The 21,307-nt window shown below is 72.0% G+C and carries 18 protein-coding genes; 7 read left to right on the forward strand and 11 right to left on the reverse strand.

The window, feature by feature from the left end:
* The first annotated feature begins 175 nt into the window (after positions 1 to 175).
* Entirely contained in the window at positions 176 to 1,399 is a 1,224-nt protein-coding gene (locus ACY34I_RS12585) for a multidrug effflux MFS transporter (RefSeq protein WP_462755133.1), read from the forward strand.
* A 55-nt stretch (positions 1,400 to 1,454) separates the two neighbouring features.
* On the forward strand, positions 1,455 to 2,384 hold the full coding sequence (locus tag ACY34I_RS12590; RefSeq protein WP_462754974.1) for a diacylglycerol/lipid kinase family protein: 930 nt from the start codon (positions 1,455 to 1,457) through the stop codon (positions 2,382 to 2,384).
* A 76-nt stretch (positions 2,385 to 2,460) separates the two neighbouring features.
* On the opposite strand, the gene ACY34I_RS12595 is transcribed toward ACY34I_RS12590, so the two are convergent.
* From ACY34I_RS12595 to ACY34I_RS12615, 5 genes are all read right to left on the reverse strand, one after another.
* Positions 2,461 to 2,739, reverse strand: coding sequence for a hypothetical protein (locus ACY34I_RS12595; RefSeq protein ID WP_462754975.1), 279 nt, complete (start codon positions 2,737 to 2,739; stop codon positions 2,461 to 2,463).
* Between the two features lie 26 nt (positions 2,740 to 2,765).
* Positions 2,766 to 3,137: a DUF2267 domain-containing protein gene (locus ACY34I_RS12600; RefSeq protein ID WP_462754976.1), complete on the reverse strand. Its 372-nt coding sequence runs from the start codon at positions 3,135 to 3,137 to the stop codon at positions 2,766 to 2,768.
* Complete coding sequence (locus ACY34I_RS12605) at positions 3,037 to 3,594, reverse strand: ribosomal maturation YjgA family protein (protein ID WP_462754978.1); 558 nt, start codon at positions 3,592 to 3,594, stop codon at positions 3,037 to 3,039. The genes ACY34I_RS12600 and ACY34I_RS12605 overlap by 101 nt, the downstream gene beginning before the upstream one ends.
* A 90-nt stretch (positions 3,595 to 3,684) precedes the next feature.
* A complete protein-coding gene (locus ACY34I_RS12610; RefSeq protein ID WP_148797469.1) occupies positions 3,685 to 4,416 on the reverse strand; it encodes a L,D-transpeptidase family protein in 732 nt (243 codons plus the stop codon).
* 105 nt (positions 4,417 to 4,521) lie between these two features.
* On the reverse strand, positions 4,522 to 4,869 hold the full coding sequence (locus ACY34I_RS12615) for a hypothetical protein (RefSeq protein WP_462754980.1): 348 nt from the start codon (positions 4,867 to 4,869) through the stop codon (positions 4,522 to 4,524).
* A 220-nt stretch (positions 4,870 to 5,089) separates the two neighbouring features.
* On the opposite strand from ACY34I_RS12615, the gene ACY34I_RS12620 reads away from it, so the two are divergent.
* The 3 genes from ACY34I_RS12620 to ACY34I_RS12630 all read left to right on the forward strand — a co-directional run bounded on the left by ACY34I_RS12620 (position 5,090) and on the right by ACY34I_RS12630 (position 8,036).
* Positions 5,090 to 5,842: a dienelactone hydrolase family protein gene (locus tag ACY34I_RS12620; RefSeq protein WP_462754982.1), complete on the forward strand. Its 753-nt coding sequence runs from the start codon at positions 5,090 to 5,092 to the stop codon at positions 5,840 to 5,842.
* Positions 5,843 to 5,920: 78 nt separating this feature from the next.
* Entirely contained in the window at positions 5,921 to 7,309 is a 1,389-nt protein-coding gene (locus tag ACY34I_RS12625; RefSeq protein WP_462754983.1) for an FUSC family protein, read from the forward strand.
* Positions 7,310 to 7,322: 13 nt separating this feature from the next.
* Positions 7,323 to 8,036: an RraA family protein gene (locus tag ACY34I_RS12630; protein WP_462754984.1), complete on the forward strand. Its 714-nt coding sequence runs from the start codon at positions 7,323 to 7,325 to the stop codon at positions 8,034 to 8,036.
* A gap of 2 nt (positions 8,037 to 8,038) precedes the next feature.
* On the opposite strand, the gene ACY34I_RS12635 is transcribed toward ACY34I_RS12630, so the two are convergent.
* Positions 8,039 to 8,575, reverse strand: a complete 537-nt coding sequence (locus ACY34I_RS12635; protein ID WP_462754985.1) for a hypothetical protein — start codon at positions 8,573 to 8,575, stop codon at positions 8,039 to 8,041.
* A 314-nt stretch (positions 8,576 to 8,889) separates the two neighbouring features.
* Complete coding sequence (locus ACY34I_RS12640) at positions 8,890 to 10,764, reverse strand: Xaa-Pro dipeptidyl-peptidase (RefSeq protein WP_462754986.1); 1,875 nt, start codon at positions 10,762 to 10,764, stop codon at positions 8,890 to 8,892.
* Positions 10,765 to 10,899: 135 nt separating this feature from the next.
* On the opposite strand from ACY34I_RS12640, the gene ACY34I_RS12645 reads away from it, so the two are divergent.
* Both ACY34I_RS12645 and ACY34I_RS12650 read left to right on the forward strand, forming a co-directional pair.
* The gene (locus ACY34I_RS12645) at positions 10,900 to 11,454 is read left to right on the forward strand and encodes a DUF1707 SHOCT-like domain-containing protein (RefSeq protein ID WP_462754988.1); all 555 of its coding nucleotides are present in this window, start codon (positions 10,900 to 10,902) and stop codon (positions 11,452 to 11,454) included.
* A gap of 191 nt (positions 11,455 to 11,645) precedes the next feature.
* Positions 11,646 to 16,325 carry a family 78 glycoside hydrolase catalytic domain gene (locus ACY34I_RS12650; protein WP_462754989.1) on the forward strand — a complete coding sequence of 1,560 codons (4,680 nt, stop codon included), beginning with the start codon at positions 11,646 to 11,648 and terminating at the stop codon, positions 16,323 to 16,325.
* 97 nt (positions 16,326 to 16,422) lie between these two features.
* On the opposite strand, the gene ACY34I_RS12655 is transcribed toward ACY34I_RS12650, so the two are convergent.
* Genes ACY34I_RS12655 through ACY34I_RS12670 form a run of 4 tightly spaced genes read right to left on the reverse strand, consistent with a single transcriptional unit; the run spans position 16,423 to position 21,223 of the window.
* On the reverse strand, positions 16,423 to 17,415 hold the full coding sequence (locus ACY34I_RS12655; protein ID WP_462754991.1) for a TIGR03842 family LLM class F420-dependent oxidoreductase: 993 nt from the start codon (positions 17,413 to 17,415) through the stop codon (positions 16,423 to 16,425).
* 12 nt (positions 17,416 to 17,427) lie between these two features.
* Positions 17,428 to 18,831, reverse strand: coding sequence for a dihydropyrimidinase (hydA, locus tag ACY34I_RS12660; protein ID WP_462754992.1), 1,404 nt, complete (start codon positions 18,829 to 18,831; stop codon positions 17,428 to 17,430).
* Positions 18,828 to 19,670 (reverse strand): nitrilase-related carbon-nitrogen hydrolase, encoded by an 843-nt coding sequence (locus tag ACY34I_RS12665; protein WP_462754994.1) that lies wholly within the window; start codon positions 19,668 to 19,670, stop codon positions 18,828 to 18,830. Before ACY34I_RS12665 ends, hydA begins: the two co-directional genes overlap by 4 nt.
* Complete coding sequence (locus tag ACY34I_RS12670) at positions 19,667 to 21,223, reverse strand: NCS1 family nucleobase:cation symporter-1 (RefSeq protein WP_462754995.1); 1,557 nt, start codon at positions 21,221 to 21,223, stop codon at positions 19,667 to 19,669. Before ACY34I_RS12670 ends, ACY34I_RS12665 begins: the two co-directional genes overlap by 4 nt.
* Positions 21,224 to 21,307 lie beyond the last annotated feature (84 nt).

Genomic DNA, 21,307 nt, shown 5'->3' on the forward strand with positions numbered 1-21,307 from the left:
GTGTGACCTGAGGCACCTTCCAGCCGACCGGGAATGAGATCAGCGGTCCGGTGATTTGGTGGCAGGTGTGACCGCCGCACAAGTTCTCCGCCCAGGTCCGGACGGACGTGGTCCCGTGACCGCGACCATCGACACCATCCAGACACCCACCCCGCCCCAGCTTTCCGGTGACCTGATGAGCACCCGGCAACGGCTGCGCCTCGTCCTCGTCCTCGGCTCGCTCATCGCCATCGGGCCACTGACCATCGACATGTACCTGCCCGCGCTGCCGGCCATCACCACCGACCTGCAGACCACCTCGGCGGCCGTCCAGCTCACCCTGACCGGCACCCTCGCCGGCCTCGCCCTCGGCCAGCTGCTCATCGGCCCGCTCTCCGACGCGGTCGGCCGGCGCAAGCCGCTGCTCGCCGGCATCGGGCTGCACATCGTGGCGTCCGTGCTCTGCGCGATCGCGCCGAACATCGGGATCGTCGGCACCCTGCGCGTGCTGCAGGGGCTCGGCGTCGCCGCCAGCTCCGTGGTGGCGATGGCCGTCGTCCGCGACCTGTTCAGCGGTGCCGCCTTCGCCCGGCTCTTCTCCCGCCTGATGCTGGTCATGGGCGTGGCGCCGATCCTGGCCCCCACCCTCGGCAGCGGGCTGCTGCGCTGGTCGGACTGGCGGGGCGTGTTCGTCGCCCTCGCCGTCTTCGGCGTCCTCCTGGTCACCGTCGCGGCGTTCGGGCTCGCCGAAACCTTGCCGCCCGAGCGCCGCCGCCGCGGCGGCGTGGCCGCCACCGTGCGGGACTACGGCGCGCTGCTGCGCGACCGGACGTTCGTCGGCCTCGTGCTGGTCGCCGGGCTCGCCATGGCGGCGCTCTTCGCCTACGTGGCCGGGTCGTCGTTCGTCTTCCAGCAGCAGTACGGGCTCGACGAGCAGCAGTTCGGCATCGCCTTCGGCGCCGGCGCCGTCGGCCTGATCACCGCCACCCAGCTCAACGTGCGGCTGCTGCGCCGATACTCGCCGCAGCGGATCCTCGTTACCGCGCTCGCCGTGGGGACGGCGGCCGGACTGGTGCTGCTCGCCGTCGCCGCCACCGGCTTCGGCGGTCTCGCCGCCATCCTCGCCTCGCTGTGGGTGGTGCTCGCCGCGGCCGGGCTCGCCATGCCGAACGCGCCCGCCCTGGCGCTGTCCCGCCACGGCGAGGCCGCCGGCACCGCGGCGGCCCTGCTCGGCGCGGTGCAGTTCGGCGTCGGTGCGCTGGCCGCGCCGCTGGTCGGCGTGCTCGGCAGCGGCAGTGTGGCGATGGCCGCGGTGGTCGCCGGCGGCATGGTCGCGGCGATGGCCGTCCTGCTCGTGGTGGTCCGGCCCGCCCGGCTGGCCGAGGTCGAACCCGCCGCGGTCGCCGTGGCCGCGCACTGATCGGACGCCGCCTGTTCACCACCTGACCGGCGCCCGCCGGATAGGGTCGGGCGTCATGCGAACCAAGCAGGAGCTGGGGGCGGCCATCCGGCGGGAGCGGCGCGCGGCGCTCGTCGTCAACGCCCACTCCCGCCGGGGCCGCCAGCTCTACGAGGGTGCCCGGTCGCGGCTGCTGGCGGCCGGGTTCACCCTGCTCGGCGCGGACCCGGTCGACCGGCCCGGCGAACTCGAACAGCGCCTCGCCGCGGCCGCCGACCTCGGACCGGACCTGCTGGTCGCCGGCGGCGGCGACGGCACCATCGGCACCGCCGCCCGGCTGCTCGCCCACCGTGACATCGCGCTCGGCCTGCTGCCGCTGGGCACCACCAACAACTTCGCCCGCACCGTCGGCATCCCGCTCGACCTCGACGCCGCCGTCGGGATCCTCACCGGCGGCAAGGTGATCGACGTCGACCTCGGCCTCGTCGGGAACATGCGGTTCACCAACCACATCGGCGTCGGCCTGTCCGCCGACGTGATGCTCCGGACGCCGCCTCGGCTCAAGCGGGCCGCCGGCCGGCTCGCGTACCCGCTCACCGCCCTGGCGCTGCTCACCCGGCACCGGCCGCTGCGCGTGACCGTGCGCGCCGAGGCGCGCACGCACGAGTTCGTCACCCACCAGTTGTACGTGGCCAACGGCGGCCACCAGGCCGGCCGGCCGATCACCGCCGACGCCAACGCCGACGACCGGCTGCTGGTGGCGTACCCCGTCGGCGGGCCGGCCCGCCGCGGCCTGCTGCGCGACACCGCCCGCAACGCCGCCACCGGGCACCGCCGCACGCTCGGCGACCACCCGTTCCTCGCCGTCCGCCAACTGTGGTTGGAGACCGACCGGCCCGCGCCGGTCGAGGTCGACGGCGAACTTTACGGCGAGACACCGATCCGGATCGGCCTGGACGCGAACGCGCTGCGCATCATGGCCGCCGCGGACAGCCCGGACCGCTGAGTGCCGCCGCCGGCCGGTCGGTCACCGGCCTGCCTGCCGTCCGCGCGCTGCGCCCGGCGGCGCGGTTTCCGGACGCTCAGTCCCGGCGGTCCTCGTCGGGTACGGGAATCTCCTGGTTCTGCTCCACGGCGTCTGCCGGGTTGACGCCGCCGTGCACGGCGCCGGCCAGGTCGGTCCGGTCACTCGGCGGCCGCAGGACGCCCTGCTCCGCCAGGTCCGCCTCGGACGCCTCCGGCACGGCCTCGGAGACCGTGTCCGGCGGGCCGACCACGGTCTCGTCCTGCCGCTGCTCCTGCGCGTCGGCATCCGGCGGTCGGCGCAGCGGGTCAGCCTGCTCGTCCCAGTTGGCGGTCATCGTGGCCTCCGACCCGAGCGCCCCGGTCAACGCGTGCGCTGCACGAAGGGCGCGGTCTGGTCGGCGATCTCGCCGAACTCCGCCGGAAGCTGGGACACCACGTCGTCGTACGCCTCGGGCGGGAGCGCCTGACGGAGGGCGTCGAACACGGCGGTCGCCCCGTCCTTCGCCCGCTCCGGGTCGACCTCGGCGCGCCCGCTGACCCGCTGCAGGAAGACGTCGAGCCCGAAACGCTCGGCCGTCTCACTCGGGCCGAACGCGTACGGTCGCAGGCCCTCGGGCAGTTGGCCCGCCAGATCACGCGCCTCGCCGCCGTCGATCCGCTCCGCCAGCGTCGTCAGCGTGGCCCGGACGAGGGCGGTCGCCTGCCGCGACGACGTCCCGGTGCGCTTCGCCACCAGGCCGATGAACTGGTTGTCGTCCATCATCAGGGCCCTTCTCTCGGACGGATGCCCGCGTCTTCCCCGCCGTCGCCGGCTCAAACGGCAGCAGCCGGTGCAGCACGACCAGCGGCACCACGCCGACGGGATACCAGAGCAGATCGACCGGATCGAACTGGACGCCCAGCACCAGCCGGGCCAGCAGGCTGCGCGCGGACAGCGCGGCCGGTACGCCGGTGAGCTGGAAGCACTCCATCGCCCAGCAGAAGCCGGCCGCGACGACCCCGGCCGGCAGCGGGCGCAGGCGCGGCCACAGGAAGAGCGCCCCGGCGTACACCAGGGAGGCGTAGAGGGCGGTGCCCGAGTATTGCTCGAGGCGGCCGTCGGCGACGGCGCGGATGGTCAGCGCCACCGCCAGGAACAGCGCCGCCGACAGCAGCATGAGCAGCCGGAAGACGGCCGGCCGGAGCGACATTCCGGCGATGCTATCGGCGCAGGTCGGTTCATGCCGTCCCGGGCCGGCGGCCCGCGCAAGGATCGGCGGGCCGCCGGCCCGGGTGGCGGGTCAGCGGTAGATGTGCACGGGGACGCCGACCCCGATGACCGACCAGAGCCGGTTCATGGCGGGGATGGGCACCCGGACGCAGCCGTGGCTCGCCGGATAGGTCGGCACGGAGGTGGCGCCGTGCACCGCGTAGCCGCGGTAGAAGTAGTTCGGCCGCCACAGCAGGCCCAGGTCGCTCTGGCGCCAGCCGTCGATACGCCGCTGGATCGTGTAGTTGCCGGTGGGGGTGGGGGTGCTGGCCTTGCCGCTGGAGGCGTCCAGGATCCGTACCACTGACCCGCCGCGCGCCAGGTACAGCACCTGCGTGGTCAGGTTGGCCTCGAGCGAATAGCCGGAGTGCGTGTACCTCGGCTTGGGGACGACCGGGCGGTCGAGTGCCGCCCAGGTGCGCGGGCCGACGATGCCGTCCCGGGTCAGCCCGTTCACCTTCTGGAAGGCGACGACGGCGTGGTGCGTCGACGGTCCGAAGATGCCGTCGACCCCGCCGACGTCGTAGTGCAGCGCGGTGAGCCGGCGTTGCAGGGTGCTGACCGCGGTGCCCCGGGAGCCCTGTCGCAGCACCGGCTTGCTCGTGGCGGCGAGCGTGACGGTGGCGACGGTGGAGGTGGTGGGAGCGGCGGCCGACGCCGAGGTGGCCGGAACGGCCAGGCCGGCGACGAGGAGGGCCATCCCGAGCGCGGCGCGCGAGGCGGGGTGGCGAAGGCGGGTGGTGTGTGGTGAGACGGGAAGCATCGTCCCTCCCTTCCGAATTCCTGAGCATGACGGTAGCCCGCGGAAGCGAGGACGGCTGCCCCGTTTCGTACCAGTTCCGCACGTTCGAGATCAGAACACCGCGCGTCAGGCCACCCGCGGCACGGGCTGGATCGGCAGGGCCGCCCGGTGCGCGGAGACGTCGCCGGTACGCTCCACCGACGGCGCCGGGGCGAGCTCACCGGCCCCGGTCGTGGCCGGGCCCGACCCGGTCACGTCACCGCCGGCCGGGTCATCGGGAGCGGCGACACGCTGCATGTCGGTGAGCAGCGTCAGGAGTCGCCCGAGGTCGTCAGCGGGCATCCGGAACGAGCCACGGCAGAGCGTGCCGCTCCACAGGGACAACACCACCGCGCCGCGGTCCGGGTGGTAGCTGACCCGCAGGGTCCGGTCCTCGCCGCGCAGGTCGGTGAACAGGTCACCGAAGCTGGGCATCGGTCGCACCTTTCCCATCGATCCAGGATGCCGCAGACACCCGGGCACGGAAAGACCTACGACGCCGCGGGTGCACCGAGCTCCGGCCAGGGCTGAGGTGGGGCAGTCGCACGGTCCTCCCGCGCTGACCCGTCACCGCGCGCGCCGCGCCCTCGACGGGCGGACCCGCGACGCGGCGAGTAGCGTGCACCCGAACGATCAACGCGAGGAGGCTCCCAGCGTGCACACGACGACCGTGGACGTGCCGACCGGCGACGGGATGGCCGACGCGTACCTCGTCCGGCCCGACGGCGACGGCCCCTTCCCGACAGTCCTGGTGTTCATGGACGCGTTCGGGCTGCGCCCGCAGATGGCGGAGATGGCCGAGACGATCGCCGCCCGCGGCCACGTCGTGCTGGTGCCGAATCTCTTCCACCGCTTCGGCCGCGCGCCGCTGGTCGACCTGTCCGGGCTCCGCGACCCGTCCCAGCGCGGTGCGCTGTTCGAGCAGCTCGGCCCGATGATCCGCTCCCTGACCGCGGCGGTGGTCGCCCGGGACACCGCCGCCTACCTGGACTTCCTGGCCGCGCAGCCCGACGTCGCGTCCGGCCCGGTCGCCATCACCGGCTACTGCATGGGCGGCATGAACGCGCTGCGCGCCATCGAGGCGCACCCGGACCGGATCGCCGCCGCGGCCGCCTTCCACGCCGGGCGGCTGGCCACCGACGCCCCGGACAGCCCCCACCTGGCCGTCGGCGCCGTCACCGGAGAGCTGTACTTCGGCCACGCCGACCACGACCCGTCGATGCCGGCCGAGCAGATCGCCGTCCTGGAGAAGGCCCTGGACAGCGCGGGCGTCACCTACCGCTCCGAGGTCTACCCCGGCGCCCGCCACGGCTACACCCAGGCCGACACCTCGGAGTACGACGAGCAGGCCACCGAACGGCACTGGGCAGCCCTGTTCGACCTGCTCGACCGCACGTTCCGCCGCTGACCCGGGCGCCGAGCGGGCGGCCGCCACAACCACCACCAACGGGACGATTCACCCGCGCCGCGCCGGGTAACCGCCGCCATGGCCGACGAGCGCCGCACCGCCGACAGCGTCCGCTCACCACTGGACCGGGTGACCGAGCGGGGCGAACGAGCGGTGGGCCGGGCCCGCACCCAGGGCGGACAGGCCGGCCGGCTGCGGCTGCGCCAGCTGGAGATCACCACCGTGATCTCCGTGCAGGCCGGGCTCGCCGCCGCACTTGCCGCCCTGCTCGCCCAGTACCTCCTCGGCTCCGGCGCGCACGTCTTCGCCCCGGCCGCCGCGGTCGGCACCATCGCCACCGCCATCGGACAGCGGGCCCGCCGGACAGCCGAGCTGCTGATCGGGGTGGGACTCGGCATCGTCGTCGGAGACCTGCTGCGTTTCCTGCTCGGCTCCGGGACCTGGCAGCTCGGGCTGGTCGTGGCCCTGGCGATCGCGACGGCGCTGCTGGTGGCCGGCCGGGGCGGCGCCCTGGTCGGCCAGGCGGGCGGTACCGCCGTCCTGATCTCCGCCCTGGCCCCGGTCCGGTCCGGCCTCGAGCTGCCCCGGATCTTCGACGCGCTCGTCGGCGGCGCGGTCGGCCTCGCGGTGGTCGCTCTGCTGCTGCCGGTCAACCCGATCCGGGTGCTGGACCGGGCGGCCAAGCCGATCTTCACCCTCCTCACCGCGCAGCTCGACGCGGTGGCGCACGCCCTGACCACCCGGGACGCCGACGCGGCCGTCCGCGCCTTGGAGGGACTGCGCGGGCTGGACGCCGACGTCGGGCGGCTCAACGAGGCGCTCACCGGCGCCGGGGAGGTGGTCACGCTCGCGCCGGCCCGTTGGCACCGCCGCGCGCTGTACCACCGCTACGCCAACGGCACCGCACACCTAGAACGGCTGATCCTCTACGCCCGGTCGGTGGCCCGCCGATCCGCCACCGCCCTGCAGTACGGCGAGCCCATCCCCGCTGAACTCCCCGACGCCGTCACCCGGCTCGCCGACGCCGCACGGGCGCTGCGTCACGCGGGCCGCTCCGGCGGGGAGCTGGACCGCACCCACCAGCTGACCCAGGAGAGCGCCCAACTGGCCGGCCGGGCGTGGGCCCAGGGCGTCCGCTCGTACGGTGACGGGGTGATCACCGACCTGCGCACCGCGGCCAGCGAGCTGCTGCGGGCCACCGGTTGCGACCCGGACGACGCCAACCGGATCGTGCGGAGCGCGGCCGGCGCGGGTGAGGCGGAGCTGCGTCCGCCGATCCGGGCGCGGATGCTCCGGCCACAGCGGGACACCCCGCGTGCCCGACGCCGCCTCCGGCTGCAGCGGCGTACCCGCGGACGGCGGGGCGGGGCCCAGCGCGTCACCGCTCCGGCCCGAGGCGGAGCGCGAGCCGGTGCGGCGGCAGGCCACGGACCGGAAACTGGCCCCTCCCACGACCGCCGCGGCTGACTACCGTCGGGTCATGGCCATGGACCCGGATGAATTGCGCGGCCGCTTCGCGAGTCTGACCACCGCCCACGTCGCCGACGCCTGCCTGCGGGCCGGCGTGCCGGTCCGCTGCGCCCCGCCGGGCGTGGGACCGGTGGTGGCCGGTGGGCGGGCGGCCGGGCGGGTGCTGCCGGCCCGGCACGTCGGCAGCGTCGACATCTTCCTCGAGGCGATCGACCGGGCCGCGCCCGGCGACGTGCTGGTGGTGGACAACGGCGGGCGCACCGACGAGGCGTGCGTCGGCGACCTGGTGGTGCTGGAGGCACAGACCGCCGGGCTGGCCGGCCTGGTGGTCTGGGGCCTGCACCGCGACACCGGGGACATCCGGGCCGTCGGGCTGCCGGTGTTCAGCCTCGGCGCCACCCCCACCGGGCCGCAGCGGCTCGACCCCCGGCCGCCGGAGGCGTTGACCTCGGCGCGGGTGGGGGAGTGGAGCGTCGGCCCCGACGACGTCGCGCTGGCCGACGACGATGGGGCGCTCTTCATCCCGGCCACCCGGGCCCGGGAACTGTTCGACCTCGCGGAGTCCATCAGGGACACCGAGCGGCGGCAGGCCGACCGGATCCGCGCCGGTGAACCGCTGCGGGCGCAGGTGGGCTTCGGCGGCTACCTGGCCGCCCGGGCGGAAAACCCGACGCTGACCTTCCGGGACCATCTGCGCGCGGTCGGTGGCGCCATCGAGGAGTGAGCTCAGCGGGGGTCGTGCCACGGTGCGGGGGTGAGGCGCCGTAGCCGGCGGTTCCACCACGCGGGGCGGGTGTGCGCCTGCCGCCGCAACCGCCGGTGCTCCCAGTGCTGGTACGCGACGAGCGCCGGCACGAGTCCGAGCATCGCCAGCGGCACGCGCCGGCGGGCGGTGGGGTTCTCCCCGGCGACGGCGAGCAGGCCCGCGACGGCCGAGGTGTAGAGGATCGGGTTGTAGAAGCGCATCAACTCGGGTCCCAGCCCCTCGCAGTCCACCAGCCACGGCACGCCTGCCCTGCTGCGCCGGATCGGCCAACCGAGCAGATGGGCCGAGACGGCGGCGAGCCCGAAGCCGTTCGCCGCCGCCAACAACGTGTCCACGGACTCGTCGCGAACGGTGGCGGTCAGGACCCCGCCGGTGACGAGGGTCCAGAAACCCGCGGCGGCGTACGGCCCGATCACCGAGGCGAGCGGCATGCCGACGCCGGCGCCCAGCTCGAAGGCCACGTGTGCCGCCAGGCTGACCACGGTCAGCCGGGTCAACGGGCGACGACCGACGCGGGCCGCCCGGACGGGACGGGCGCGCGGCGCCCGAATCTGTCCGACACCACGGACTGTGTGCCGGAAAGGGTTCATTCGGCTCCGCCCTTCACGAGGCCCCCTCTGGCCGTTGCCGGAATGGCGATCGCCCGCCCGAGTTCGGCCCGGTGTACCCCGTTTCCCGGCGGGCATTCGCCGACGCGGGATCAGGGGCGCGAGCGACCGTCGGTTGATCACCGGCTGGGCGGCGCGGAAGGTGGACAGCGAGCCGTCGCCGGCCCGGACGGCGCGGGAGCCGTCCGGGCCGGCGGCGTACCTCAGAAGCCGAGCGCCTCGCGGCCGCCGACGATCGGCAGGGTGAGGCGGCTGGAGCCGGGCTGGACGGTCAGTCGGGTGCCGCCGAGCGGCAGCAGGGTGTATTCCTGGTCGCTGGAGAAGACGACCACCCCGATGCGGTGCCCCGCCGCGAAGACGTAGTCCTTCGGCTGCAGGGTCCACTGGTAGTCGTACATGATCCCCTGCTGGACGGCGGTCGTGTGCGACCAGCCGGTCCGGTTCTGCGGATCCATCCAGCCCCGGGTCACCACGACCGGGCGCGCCGTCGAGCCGGGCGCGCCGTAGTCGACCAGGTAGACCGACAGGTTGGCGTCGGCGCGGTTGTCGATGGACATCCGCAACCGCATCTCGGGCCGCCCGGACAGGCGCACGTCGCGGGCCAGCACCGGGGAGCGGTAGACGAGCCGGTTGGCGCTGGCCGTGTCGGGACCGGCCACCAGGGTGCTCGGGCTGATCGTGCGGCCCTCGTCCACGAAGGACTGCTCGGCGCGCTGGTTCAGCGCACCCGTGGTGATCAGGCTGCCGGGCTCGGTAGCGCTGTCGGCGGCGAGGTGCAGCGCCACGTCCCGGGCAGCCGGGTCCGGCCAGTTGGCGTACGTGGTGTAGGACCGGTCCTCGCGCTGCAGCACCGCCGTGGGCTCGTCCATGATGCCGTTCGGCACCCCCCACAGCCAGTAGTCGAACCAGCGGTTCTCGGTCTGCTTGTAGGTCCACGCCTGGCCACCCGGCAGGGTCACCGTCGCGGAGCTGCCCGGCCCGCCGTGGCCGCCCTGGTGCAGCCAGATCTTGCGCGGCACACCGGCCGCGGCGAGGCGGTCCCACCAGCCGGCGAAGTTCTCCGTCTTCACGTTCCAGTCGTTGAGCCCGTGCACGACGAAGACGCTGGCGGTGACCTTCCTGGCGTCCGGCAGGTAGTCGCGTGCCCGCCAGAACTCGCTGTAGTCCCCGGTGACCCGGTCCTGTTCGGCCGTCAGCTGGGCGATCTCGTCGGCGCACCGGCCCTCGGCGCGCGCCCGGCCCGCGGTGTACTGGGCGAGGATGTCCAGGTCCTCACCCTGGAAGGTGCCCGGCGCCACCACCAGTCCGTTGGCCCGGTAGTAGTCGTACCAGTTGCTGATCGCGGAGACCGGGATGATGGTCTTGAGGTTCTCGACACCGGTCGTGGCCACCATGTTGGGCAGCGTCCCGTTGTACGACACGCCGGTCATGCCGACCGCGCCGGTGGTCCAGTCGGCGGTGACCGGCTCGCCGGCGGCGTTGTACGCCTTCGCCCGGCCACCCAGCCAGTCGATGATGGCCTTCGTGCCCAGCGTCTCGGCCATGTCTCCACTGGTCGGACAGCCGTCGGAGTCCGCGGTGCCGATGCTCTGCCCGAGCACCACCGCGTATCCGCGCGGGACGTAGTAGTCGTCGAGGGAGCCGGGCAGGTTGGCCTTGGCCCGCTGGATCCCGATCGCCTGCGCCTGGCTGCGCAGCTGCTGGGTGAGCCCGGTCTGCGGCAGCTCGTCGACCAGCACGCTCGGGTACGGCACGTCGTTCCAGGTGCCCTTGCGGTACGGGCTGTGCTCGAAGACGACGGGGACCTTGAAGCCCTCGGTGGCGGTCTCCCGGGGACGGGAGATGTCGGCGACAACTCGGTCGAGCCGGCCGTCGTGGTCGGTGTCGAGCGGCGTCTCCACCCACACCCGTTCCTCGATGGCGTCGGTGAACGAGAACACCGGTTGCGTCATTCCGTCGCGGACGACGATGCCGGGTGACGGCGTCGGCGCGGCGCCGGCCGGTGCCGCGGGCACGGCCAGGATCGATGTGGTGGCTAAGGCGGCGGCGAGAAGAATGCGGTGGCGCGGTTTGTGCACAGTTACCTCCCGTGGTGGGGGCTTTCACAGCGGGATCATGGTAGTTGCGCCAGTGGCCAGGGTCGATGGCCGCCGGGGGCGGACATGGCCCGAATGCTGCTGCCGTTCCGTCGCGGTAGGCCGTAGGTTGAGCGGGTGACGGGAGAGCTGGTGCCAAGGCCCGAGATGCGGGTGTCCGATGCCGAGCGGAACCAGGTCGTCGAGCAGCTGAACCAGGCGGTGGGCGAGGGACGGCTCACGCTCGCCGAGTTCGAGGACCGGATCGGGGGCGTACTCGCCGCTCGTACCCACGCTGACCTGGCGCCCTTCACCGCGGACCTGCCGGCGGCCGCCGCGCCGCAGGTGCTCGAGCTGCGGTCGCGCGCCTCGTCGCTCAGGCGGGCCGGCCGGTGGGTCGTGCCGAGGCAGGTGGTGGTCGAGGCCCGCTCGTCGAAGGTACGGCTGGACCTGACCGACGCGGTGATCACGTCGCCGACGGTGCAGGTGTCGCTCAACGTCCGCTCCAGCTCGGTCACGCTGGTGCTGCCGCCCGGGGCCTCCGCCTCAATCGACCAGGTGGAGATGTCCTCCAGCACAGCCGAGCAGCGGGTGCCGGACTCAGGCGGCCTGCACATACACGTGAGCGGCAAACTTCAGTCGTCGAGCTTGAAGGTGCGGCGCCAACGCCGCTTCCTGCGCTGGCGGTGGTGATCGGCGGACCCCGAGGGCTTCTCGGTCGCCCGGCCGGCGCGGCTTCCTGCCCCGTCGCGGTGACCGGAACCGGCCACGCTTGGGCGTTCCCTGTGGACGGACGGAGGGGTACCTTCTCGACCTATAACCAGTCGCTTGAAACGATTCAAGCGCTTCTGGTGAGAGCCCGGCGTCGGCAAAGGGAGCCCTGCATGAGGACGGCACGCTTACAGCCCGAGCCGATGTCCAAGCTGCTCCGACTGGCCCGGGCAACCATGGCCCCGGTGCTGCTCGGGTGCCTGCTGGCAGTGAGCCCGACGCCCGCGGCCGCGGCGGCGGCCGTACCGGCCATCGCCGTGCGCGACCTGTCCGTCAATCACCGCGACGAGGCCCTCGGCATCCCCGTCGAGGCACCGACCTTCTCCTGGCGGATCACCGGCACGGCGCGGGGCATCGTGCAGTCCGCAAGGCAGATCCAGGTCGCGACCGCCGCCGACCGCTTCGACCAGCCCGACGTCTGGGACAGCGGGCGCGTGACGAGCCGCGACTCGGTCAACGTCCGCTACGCAGGGCCGGACCTGCGGGCCCGGACCCGGTACTTCTGGCGAGTACGGGTCTGGGACGGCGCCGGCACGCTCAGCGACTGGAGCAAACCGGCCTGGTTCGAGACGGCCCTGCCGGCGGGAGACACCGCCGCGGCGGACTGGGACGCGCAGTGGATCGGCGGACCGCCGAGCGAGCCGCTCGGCATGGACTGGCGCGACTACACGCTGACGGTGCGGACCAGCAACATCAAGGAAGCGCTGGGCATCGTCTTCTACGCGGACTCGGCGGCGGGCACCAACACCTACATGTGGCAACTGTCGGCGCGTGGAGCCCCGAGCGTGCGCCCCCACAGTCGGGTGAACGGCGTCTGGACGGAGATCGGCGGCACCCCGGTGCCGGCGGAGCTGCTGCCGGGCGGCTTCACGGCCGAGCACGAGGTGTCCATCGCGCTGTCCGCCGGACAGGCGGTCACCAGCATCGACGGGCACGTCATCGAATCCCGTCCCATCCCGCTGCGCTCCGCCGGGACGGCCGGGTTCCGCGTCGGCGCGGGCGAATCCGGCGTGGTGCACGAGGTGACGGTCACCAAGGGCCCGGACACGTTGTTCCACACCGACTTCGCCGACCGGCACAACCCGTTCGCGATCGGGACCCTGACCGAGAACGGGCTGTCCATCTCAGGCTCTCCCGAGCTCGGCGTCTTCGTGACACCGTCGCTCCCGCTGCCACTGCTGCACCGCGATTTCGAAGTCCGCAAGCCGGTGCAGGCGGCGCGCCTGTACAGCACCGCGCTCGGCGTCTACCAGGTGCAGATAAACGGCAGGCGCGTCGGTGACGAGGAGCTGGCGCCGGGCTGGACGGACTACAGCAAGCTGGTCCAGTACCAGGTGCACGACGTCACCGGAATGCTGCGCGAGGGCGGCAACGCGGTCGGGGCGGTGATCGCCCCCGGGTGGTACGCCGGCAACATCGCCTGGTTCGGGCCCAAGCACTTCGGCTCCAACCCGGCCTTCCTCGGGCGCCTCGAGATCACCTACGCCGACGGCACCACCGACACCCTGACCACCGACGGATCCTGGGTCTGGCGGCCGGGACCCGTGCTCGACGCCGACCTGCTCATGGGCGAGACCTACGACTTCCGCCGCCAGGTGCCCGGCTGGAGCGAGCCGGGCGCGACGGCGGACTGGCAGCGTGTCCAGGTCCACCAGCCCACCGTCGGTGACCTGCATCCCCAGACCGACCCGCCCGTCCGGGTGACCGGGCAGCGGACCACCGAGGCCGTCAGCCGGCCCGCTCCCGGCGTGACCGTCTACGACATGGGCCAGAACATGGTCGGCTGGGTGCGCGTCCGACTCACCGGAAAGCGCGGCGACGTCGTGACGATCCGGCACGCCGAGGTGCTGAATCCGGACGGCACCCTGTACACGGCCAACCTGCGCACCGCGAAGGCGACCGAGACGGTCACCCTGGGATCCGACGGCACCACCGAGTACAGCCCCAGCTTCACCTTCCACGGCTTCCGCTATGTCGAGATCACCGGGTTGGCGACGCCGCCGGCGGCATCGGACGTGGTGGGCGTCGTGGTCGGCACGGCCAATGCGCCGACCTCGTCGTTCGACACCTCGAACCCGCTGCTGAACCAACTGCAGTCCAACATCACGTGGGGGATCCGCGGAAACTTCCTGTCCATCCCCACCGACACTCCGGCGCGCGACGAACGCCTCGGCTACTCCGGCGACCTCAACGTCATCGCCAACACGGCCACGTTCAACCTGGACGCCTACGCCTTCCTGGACAAGTGGCTGCGCGACATGCGGCTGCGCCAGGCGCCCAACGGGATCTTCTCGCAGTTCGCCCCCGGCATCGATCCGGGGGTCGGCGAGAGCGTGGCGACGGCCGGTTGGGGTGACGGCGCCATCACGGTTACCCACAGCCTGTGGCGACAGTACGGCGACTCGCAGGTGATCGACGACAACTGGCCGGCGATGGTCAAGCACGTCGCGTTCTGGACCTCGGTGGCGAAGAACGGCGTCGTCCCCGACGGACACGGCATCGGCGACTGGCTGAACCTCGACGACCCGACCCCGAACTCGCTGCTGGCCACCGCCTACTACGCCCAGGACACCCGGCTGCTGGGCGAGATGGCCCGCGCGACCGGACGCGCTGCCGAAGCGGAACAGTACGAGAGGCTCGCCCGCGACATCCGGACGGCGTACGCCGCGGAGTTCATCAAGCCGGACGGGAGCGTCTCGACCGGGTCCCAGACGGCCTACGCGATGTCACTCGGCATGGACCTGGTGCCGACCAACCTTCGGGCCGCGGTCGGCAAAAAGCTCGTCGCGGCCGTCGAGGCCCGCGGCTGGCACCTCTCCACCGGGTTCCTGGGCACGCCCCACCTGCTGCCCGCCCTGAGCTCCACCGGTCACGACGACGTCGCGTACCGGCTGCTGAACGAGCGGCAGTACCCGTCGTGGCTCTACGAGGTGACCATGGGGGCCACGACGACCTGGGAGCGGTGGGACTCGATCCGACCGGACGGCTCGTTCCAGGACCCGGCGATGAACTCGTTCAACCACTACGCGTACGGCGCCGTGGGCGAATGGATGTATTCCTCGATCGGCGGCATCAGCCCGACCGGCCCCGGTTACTCGACCTTCCTGGTCGCACCCCGGCCGGGTGGTGGGCTCACCCACGCTGATACCACCCACGTCTCCCCGTACGGGACGATCGGCTCGGCCTGGCGGCTCAACGGCCGCGGCGAGATGACCCTGGACGTGACGGTACCGGCGAACACCACCGCCACCGTGCGCGTTCCCGCCGTCAGCCGGCACGCCGTCACGGAAAGTGGCGTGAGCGCGGAGCAGGCCCCGGGCGTCAAGTTCCTCGAGATGACCGACGGCACCGCGGTCTACCTGGTGGGATCGGGCAGCTACCACTTCTCCGTGGACAACCTCCGCGGTTATCTCGGGATCGCGAACGACGAGGCGGCGGGCGTACACGATCGCGTCGTCACCCTCGTCCGGTCAGGCACCCTGACCCAACCGGCCAGCGGCAAGCTCGTCGCGGCGGCCGCCGAGCTGCTGGCCACCACCGGTCGCGCCCGCACGCACTATCTGGCCGGCCGGGACCGGCCGGCGATGGAGGCCGCCGCCAGCGCCCAGGCCCGCACTGCTCGCCTGGTCGCCCTGCTCGACACGTACGCGGACGCGGGCACGCTCTCCCGCACGGATGCCGAGGCGCTCCAGGAAAGCCTCGGGCGGGTGGCGGCGGCGATCTCGTCGGCGAGCCAACAGCTCCACCAGACCGCCGCGTCCCTCTCCGTGCCGTCGTCGACCCTCGTGCCAGGCTCGACGTCCCGGGTCGAAGCGGTGCTGAAGAACGCCGGCGACCAGGTCCTCCACGACCCCGAACTGGTGCTGCACCTGCCCGAGGGGTGGTCGGCCACCCCGGCGGAGGGTACGCCGGCCATTGTCCCGGCCGGAGGATCCGCCGTGCTGCGCGTCGACGTGACGGTCCCGGCCGACCAGCCGCCGATCGGTGACCTGGAGCTGAACGGTGTCGTGGCCTACCGGCGAGGTGCGGGAACGGTCGAGGTGCCGGTCCAGGCCGTCGTGGACGTGCTCTCGCCCGTCGAGATCGTCCGCGTGGAGGCGGACCCGCGCATCCTCGACACGGCGGGCGGCACCAGCACGGTGACCGTGACCCTGCGGAACCTCCGGGCGGCCGCTCCCGTCGACGGTGCTGTCACCCTGACCGTGCCGGACGGCTGGCATCTCGACGCATCGACCCACCCGTACCATCTCGCGGCCGGCGGGCAGGGGACGGTCACCGCGCAGGTGACCTCGCCGGCGGACGAGACCGCGCCCGCGGCCGATGTCGGGGTGACCGTGACCTACGGCAACCTGACCGGGGGTACGGCTTCGGTCCGGATCACGTCGGCCTTGCGGTCGTGGCTCTTTGACACGGACGGCGATGCGGAGGGCTGGCAGCCGGCGAATCAGCTGACCCCGTTCGTGGTCGCGGAGGGGTCCCTCCGGTCGACCTCGACCGGCGGCGACCCGTACCTGGTCAACGGCGGCCCACTGTCGGTCGATGTGAGCGAGGGCGCCAGCGTCGAGATCACGATGTCGAGTTCCACGGACAGTGACGCGCAGATCTTCTGGGGCACGGCGGACGAGCCCTTCTTCGCGGAGAGCAGGAGCACCCGCTTCTCGGTCAAGGCGGGTGGGCCCCACTCCTACACCGTGCCGATTCCGCCACAGGGCCCTCGACTGACCATGCTTCGCGTCGATCCGCTCACCGTCCAAGGTGACGTTCGGATCGACAGCATCCGGATCGTTCGATGAGGGGCGCCACCGGCGCTCGGTAGCGGGCCGGTGGGCGGCCGGAACATTGTGCCGCCCAACCGGCCCCACGACGCGCCGCATGTCGGCGGCCCTCGGATCACACCTGCGTGATCACGTCCTTGCCGTACGCGGACAGGGTCTTCTCCTTGTCGTCGTGCATCAGGTAGAGGGCGAACTGCTGCACCCCGATCTCCCGGAGCTCCTGCAGCCGGTCGACGTGGGCCGACTCGGGTCCGAGCAGGCAGAACCGGTCGACGATCCCGTCCGGGACGAAGTCGGTGGACGGATTGCCGGCCCGGCCGTGGTGCGCGTAGTCGTAGCCCTCGCGGCCCTTGATGTAGTCGGTCAGCGCCTTCGGCACCATCCCGGAGTCGCCGTAACGGGCGACCAGGTCGGCCACGTGGTTGCCGACCATGCCACCGAACCAGCGCAGCTGGTCCCGCTGGTGGGCGAGGTTCGTGCCCACGTAGGCCGGCGCGGCCACGCACATGGTGATCGCGTCGGGGTCCCGGCCGGCGGCGCTGGCCGCGTCGCGTACCGAGCCGATCGTCCAGCGGGCGATGTCCGGATCGGCGGTCTGCAGGATGAAGCCGTCGGCCTGCTCGCCGACCAGCCGCAGCGCCTTCGGGCCGTACGCGGCCATCCAGATCTCCAGCCGGCCGTCACGCACCCACGGGATGCGCACCGGCGTGCCGTGGTGTTCGACCGCCCGCCCCTCGGCCAACTCCTTGATCACGTGCATGGCCCGGCGCAGCGTGTCGAGGCTCGCCGGCGGCTGGCCGATCACCCGCCGCGCCGAATCGCCCCGACCGATCCCGCACACCGTGCGGTTGCCGAACATCTCGTTGAGGGTGGCGAACAGCGACGCGGTGACCGACCAGTCGCGGGTGCTCGGGTTGGTCACCATCGGCCCGACGATCAGGTGCTTGGTCGCGGCGAGGACCTGCGAGTAGATGACGAACGGCTCCTGCCACAGCACGCAGGAGTCGAACGTCCAGCCGTAGCGGAACCCGTTGTCCTCGGCGGCGGTGAGCCCGGCCACGACGTCGCGGGCGGGCGGGTCGGTTTGGAGTACGACACCGAAGTCCACGGCCACTCCTTGTCACACCAGGTACTGGCAGAGGTCGCGCTTGAGGAACGTGCCGTGTCCGGCCGCGCCGTGGAACGCGCCGTCGTCCACGACGACCCGGCCCCGGGACAGCACGGTGGCGACCTGCCCGGTCAGCTCCATGCCCTCGTAGGCGGAGTAGTCCACGTTCATGTGGTGGCTTCCGGCGGAGATGGTCTGCCGGGCCGTCGGGTCGTACACCGTGATGTCCGCGTCCGCGCCGGGCGCGATGACGCCCTTGCGCGGGTAGAGGCCGAACATCCGGGCGGGCGTGGTGGAGCTGATCTCCACCCAGCGCGGCAGGGTGATCTCGCCCCGCACGACGCCCTGGTAGAGCAGGTCCATCCGGTGCTCGACCCCCGGCATCCCGTTCGGGATCTTGGAGAAGTCGCCCCGGCCCAGTTCCTTCTGGTCCTTGAAGCAGAACGGGCAGTGGTCGGTGGACACCAGCGACAGGTCGTTGGTGCGCAGGCCCCGCCACAGCTCCGCCTGGTTTTCCTTCGGGCGCAGCGGGGGAGAGGCGACGTACTTCGCGCCCTCGAAGTCGGGCCGGGCCAGGTCGTCCAAGGACAGGAACAGGTACTGCGGGCAGGTCTCGGCGAACACGTTCTGGCCGGTGTCGCGGGCGCGGGTGACCGCGTCGAGAGCGTGCGCGGCGGACAGGTGCACGATGTACAGCGGCGCGCCGGTGACCTTCGCCAGGGTGATCGCCCGGTTGGTGGCCTCGCCCTCCAGCTCGGGTGGCCGGGTCAGCCCGTGCTGCACCGGGTCGGTGCGCCCGCTGGCCAGCGCCTGCGCGACGAGCTGGTCGATGGCGATGCCGTTCTCCGCGTGCATCATGATCATCGAGCCGGTGTCGCGGGCCTTCTGCATCGCCCGCAGGATCTCCCCGTCGGTGGCGTAGAAGACCCCCGGGTACGCCATGAACATCTTGAACGTGTTGACGCCCGCGTCGATGCAGGTCTCCATCTCCTTGAGCGACGTGTCGTTCACGTCCGAAATGATCATGTGGAACGCGTAGTCGATGGCGCAGTTGCCGTCGGCCTTGCTGTGCCACTTGTCCAGCGCGGACAGCAGGGAGGTGCCCTTGGCCTGGACGGCGAAGTCCACGATGGTCGTCGTGCCGCCCCAGGCCGCCGCGACCGTGCCGGTCTCGAACGTGTCCGCCGAGAACGTGCCGCCGAACGGCATCTCCATGTGGGTGTGCCCGTCGATGCCGCCGGGCACCACGTACTTCCCCGCGGCGTCGATCACCCGGTCGGCGCCGGACGCCCACTGCTGCGCCAGGCCCGAGTCCGGCGCGGCGAGCGCGGCGATCCGCTCACCCTCCACCAGCACGTCCGCCGGGTACGCCCCGGTGGCGTTGACGACCGTTCCGTTGCGAATGACGATGCTCACGGCGTCACCAACGATTCGTAGGTCTCGGGCCGGCGGTCGCGGTAGAACGCCCACAGGTCGCGGACCTCGGCCAGCTTGTCCATGTCCAGGTCGCGGACGACGACCTCCTCCTCGGTGTCCGACGCCGCCGCGCCGACCAACTGCCCGCGCGGGTCGACGAAGTACGACTGCCCGTAGAAGTCGTTGTCGCCCAACGGCTCCACCCCGACCCGGTTGATCGTCCCGACGTAGTACTCGCTGGCGACCGCGGCGGCCGGCTGCTCGAGCCGCCACAGATACTCCGACAGGCCGCGGCTGGTGGCCGACGGGTTGAACACGATCTTCGCGCCGGCCAGTCCCAGCGCCCGCCAGCCCTCCGGGAAGTGCCGCTCGTAGCAGATGTAGACGCCGATGCGTCCCACGGCGGTGTCGAACACCGGATAGCCGAGGTTCCCCGGCCGGAAGTAGAACTTCTCCCAGAACCCCTTCACCTGCGGAATGTGGTTCTTCCGGTGCTTGCCGAGGTAGGTGCCGTCGGCGTCGATCACCGCGGCGGTGTTGTAGTAGACCCCCGGCTGCTCCTGCTCGTACATCGGCACGATCAGCACCACGCCGTGCTGCTCGGCGACCTCGCGCATCAGCGCCGTCGTCGGCCCGTCCGGGATCGCCTCCGTGTACGAGTAGTAGTCGGCGTCCTGGACCTGGCAGAAGTACGGGCCGTAGAACAGCTCCTGCAGACACACCACCTGCGCGCCCTGCGACGCGGCGCGGCGGATCGCCTCGACCGCATTCGCGATCATCGACTCCTTGTCACCGGTCCACTTCTGCTGCACCAACCCGGCTCGGATGACGTTGCTCACCTGACCTCCCCCTTGGCGTGGCTGGCGCGCGGTAGCGACAACGCCAGATAGACCACGAACGCGCCGACCAGACCGGCGACCCAGCTGTAGTCGTAGAGCGGCTTGAGGAACGGGATCAACCCGTCCGCCGGGAACGGGCCCTTGCCGGGCGCCGAGTAGGCGCCCCCGACCGCGAGAAGCGCGCCGACCACGGTGGCGACCACCGCCGTCCAGCTCCAACCACCCGAGAACCAGTACCGGCCCTCGGGGCGGTAGAGGGCGGGCAACTGCAGGCGGGTACGGCTGCGCACCCAGTACCCGGCGATCAGCACGCCGGCGACCGCGCCGAGCAGGCCGCCGTAGAACCCGAGCCAGACGAAGATGTAGATGTTCGGGTCCTGCACCAGGCGCCAGGGCTGGATCAGGATGCCGAGCACGCCGGTGATCAGGCCACCGGTCCGGAAGGTGACCAGGCGGGGCGCCGCGTTGGAGAAGTCGTACGCCGGGCTGACCGTGTTGGCCGCGACGTTCACCGACAACGTGGCCACCACCACCGTGAACAGGCCGAGCGCGACGACCAGCGGGTTCTCGAACTTCGCGGCCAGCTGGATCGGGTCCCAGATCGCCTCGCCGTAGACCACCGCCGTGCCCGAGGTGATCACGATCGACAGGATGGCGAAGAACGACATCGTGGTGGGCAGCCCCAGGACCTGCCCGTACACCTGCTGCCGCTGGCTGCCGCCGAACCGGGTGAAGTCGGGGATGTTCAGCGACAGGGTCGCCCAGAACGCGATCATCGCCATCAGCGACGGCGCGAACAGCTTCCAGAAGTCGGCGCCCCAACCCAGCTTCGACGGCTGCGACAGGATCGGGCCCGGTCCGCCCGCCTCGATCAGCACCCAGATCAGCAGCGCGACGGCGACCACGAGGACGAACGGCGCGGCCCAGTTCTCGAAGCGGCGCAGGGTGTCCATGCCCCGCCAGATGATCGCCATCTCGATGGCCCAGAACACCAGGAACGACGCCCACAGCGTCCACGGGTGGTCCATGACCTGCGCGGCGTCGACCCACCAGGAGCCCAGCAGCTTGCCGGCGATCGCGTAGATCGCCTCGCCGCCGATCCAGGTCTGGATGCCGAACCAGCCGCAGGCGATGAAGGCGCGCAGCAGCGCCGCGAAGTTGGCGCCGCGCACGCCGTAGAACGCGCGGGCGAAGACCGGGAACGGGATGCCGTACTTCGTGCCGGCGTGGCTGTTCAATAGCATCGGGATCAAGACGAGCAGGTTGCCCAGGGTGATGGTGAGGAACGCCTGCACCCAGTTCATGCCGAGCTGGATGAGCCCGGCGGCGAGCAGGTAGCTGGGGATGTTGTGCGCCATCCCGATCCACAGCGCCGCGAAGTTGTACGTGTTCCAGGTGCGCTTCTCGATGGGCACCGGCGCGAGTTCCACGTTGAAGTAGCGGCTGTCGGCGATGGTGGAGAAGTCGCGCAGCTCCACTCGGCCATCCGGATGGGTGATCTGTGTGCCCGGCTCGACCGTGGTGGCTTCGCTGGGTAGGGGTTCAACGGCCATCGGTGTCACCTCCCTGTTGCGCTGCCGCAACAGGCGCCGCCAACCGGCGCGCGTGCTGCGGATGGGGGCGGAACAGCACGATCT

The sequence above is a fragment of the Micromonospora sp. RTBAU3-60 genome (genome assembly GCF_054963695.1).

Coding starts and splice junctions, on each gene's coding strand:
- ACY34I_RS12585 (WP_462755133.1), top strand. CDS start 176: ATGAGCACCCGGCAACGGCTGCGCCTCGTCCTCGTCCTCGGCTCGCTC.
- ACY34I_RS12590 (WP_462754974.1), top strand. CDS start 1,455: ATGCGAACCAAGCAGGAGCTGGGGGCGGCCATCCGGCGGGAGCGGCGC.
- ACY34I_RS12595 (WP_462754975.1), bottom strand. CDS start 2,739: ATGACCGCCAACTGGGACGAGCAGGCTGACCCGCTGCGCCGACCGCCG.
- ACY34I_RS12605 (WP_462754978.1), bottom strand. CDS start 3,594: ATGTCGCTCCGGCCGGCCGTCTTCCGGCTGCTCATGCTGCTGTCGGCG.
- ACY34I_RS12610 (WP_148797469.1), bottom strand. CDS start 4,416: ATGCTTCCCGTCTCACCACACACCACCCGCCTTCGCCACCCCGCCTCG.
- ACY34I_RS12615 (WP_462754980.1), bottom strand. CDS start 4,869: ATGCCCAGCTTCGGTGACCTGTTCACCGACCTGCGCGGCGAGGACCGG.
- ACY34I_RS12625 (WP_462754983.1), top strand. CDS start 5,921: ATGGCCGACGAGCGCCGCACCGCCGACAGCGTCCGCTCACCACTGGAC.
- ACY34I_RS12630 (WP_462754984.1), top strand. CDS start 7,323: ATGGCCATGGACCCGGATGAATTGCGCGGCCGCTTCGCGAGTCTGACC.
- ACY34I_RS12650 (WP_462754989.1), top strand. CDS start 11,646: ATGAGGACGGCACGCTTACAGCCCGAGCCGATGTCCAAGCTGCTCCGA.
- ACY34I_RS12670 (WP_462754995.1), bottom strand. CDS start 21,223: ATGGCCGTTGAACCCCTACCCAGCGAAGCCACCACGGTCGAGCCGGGC.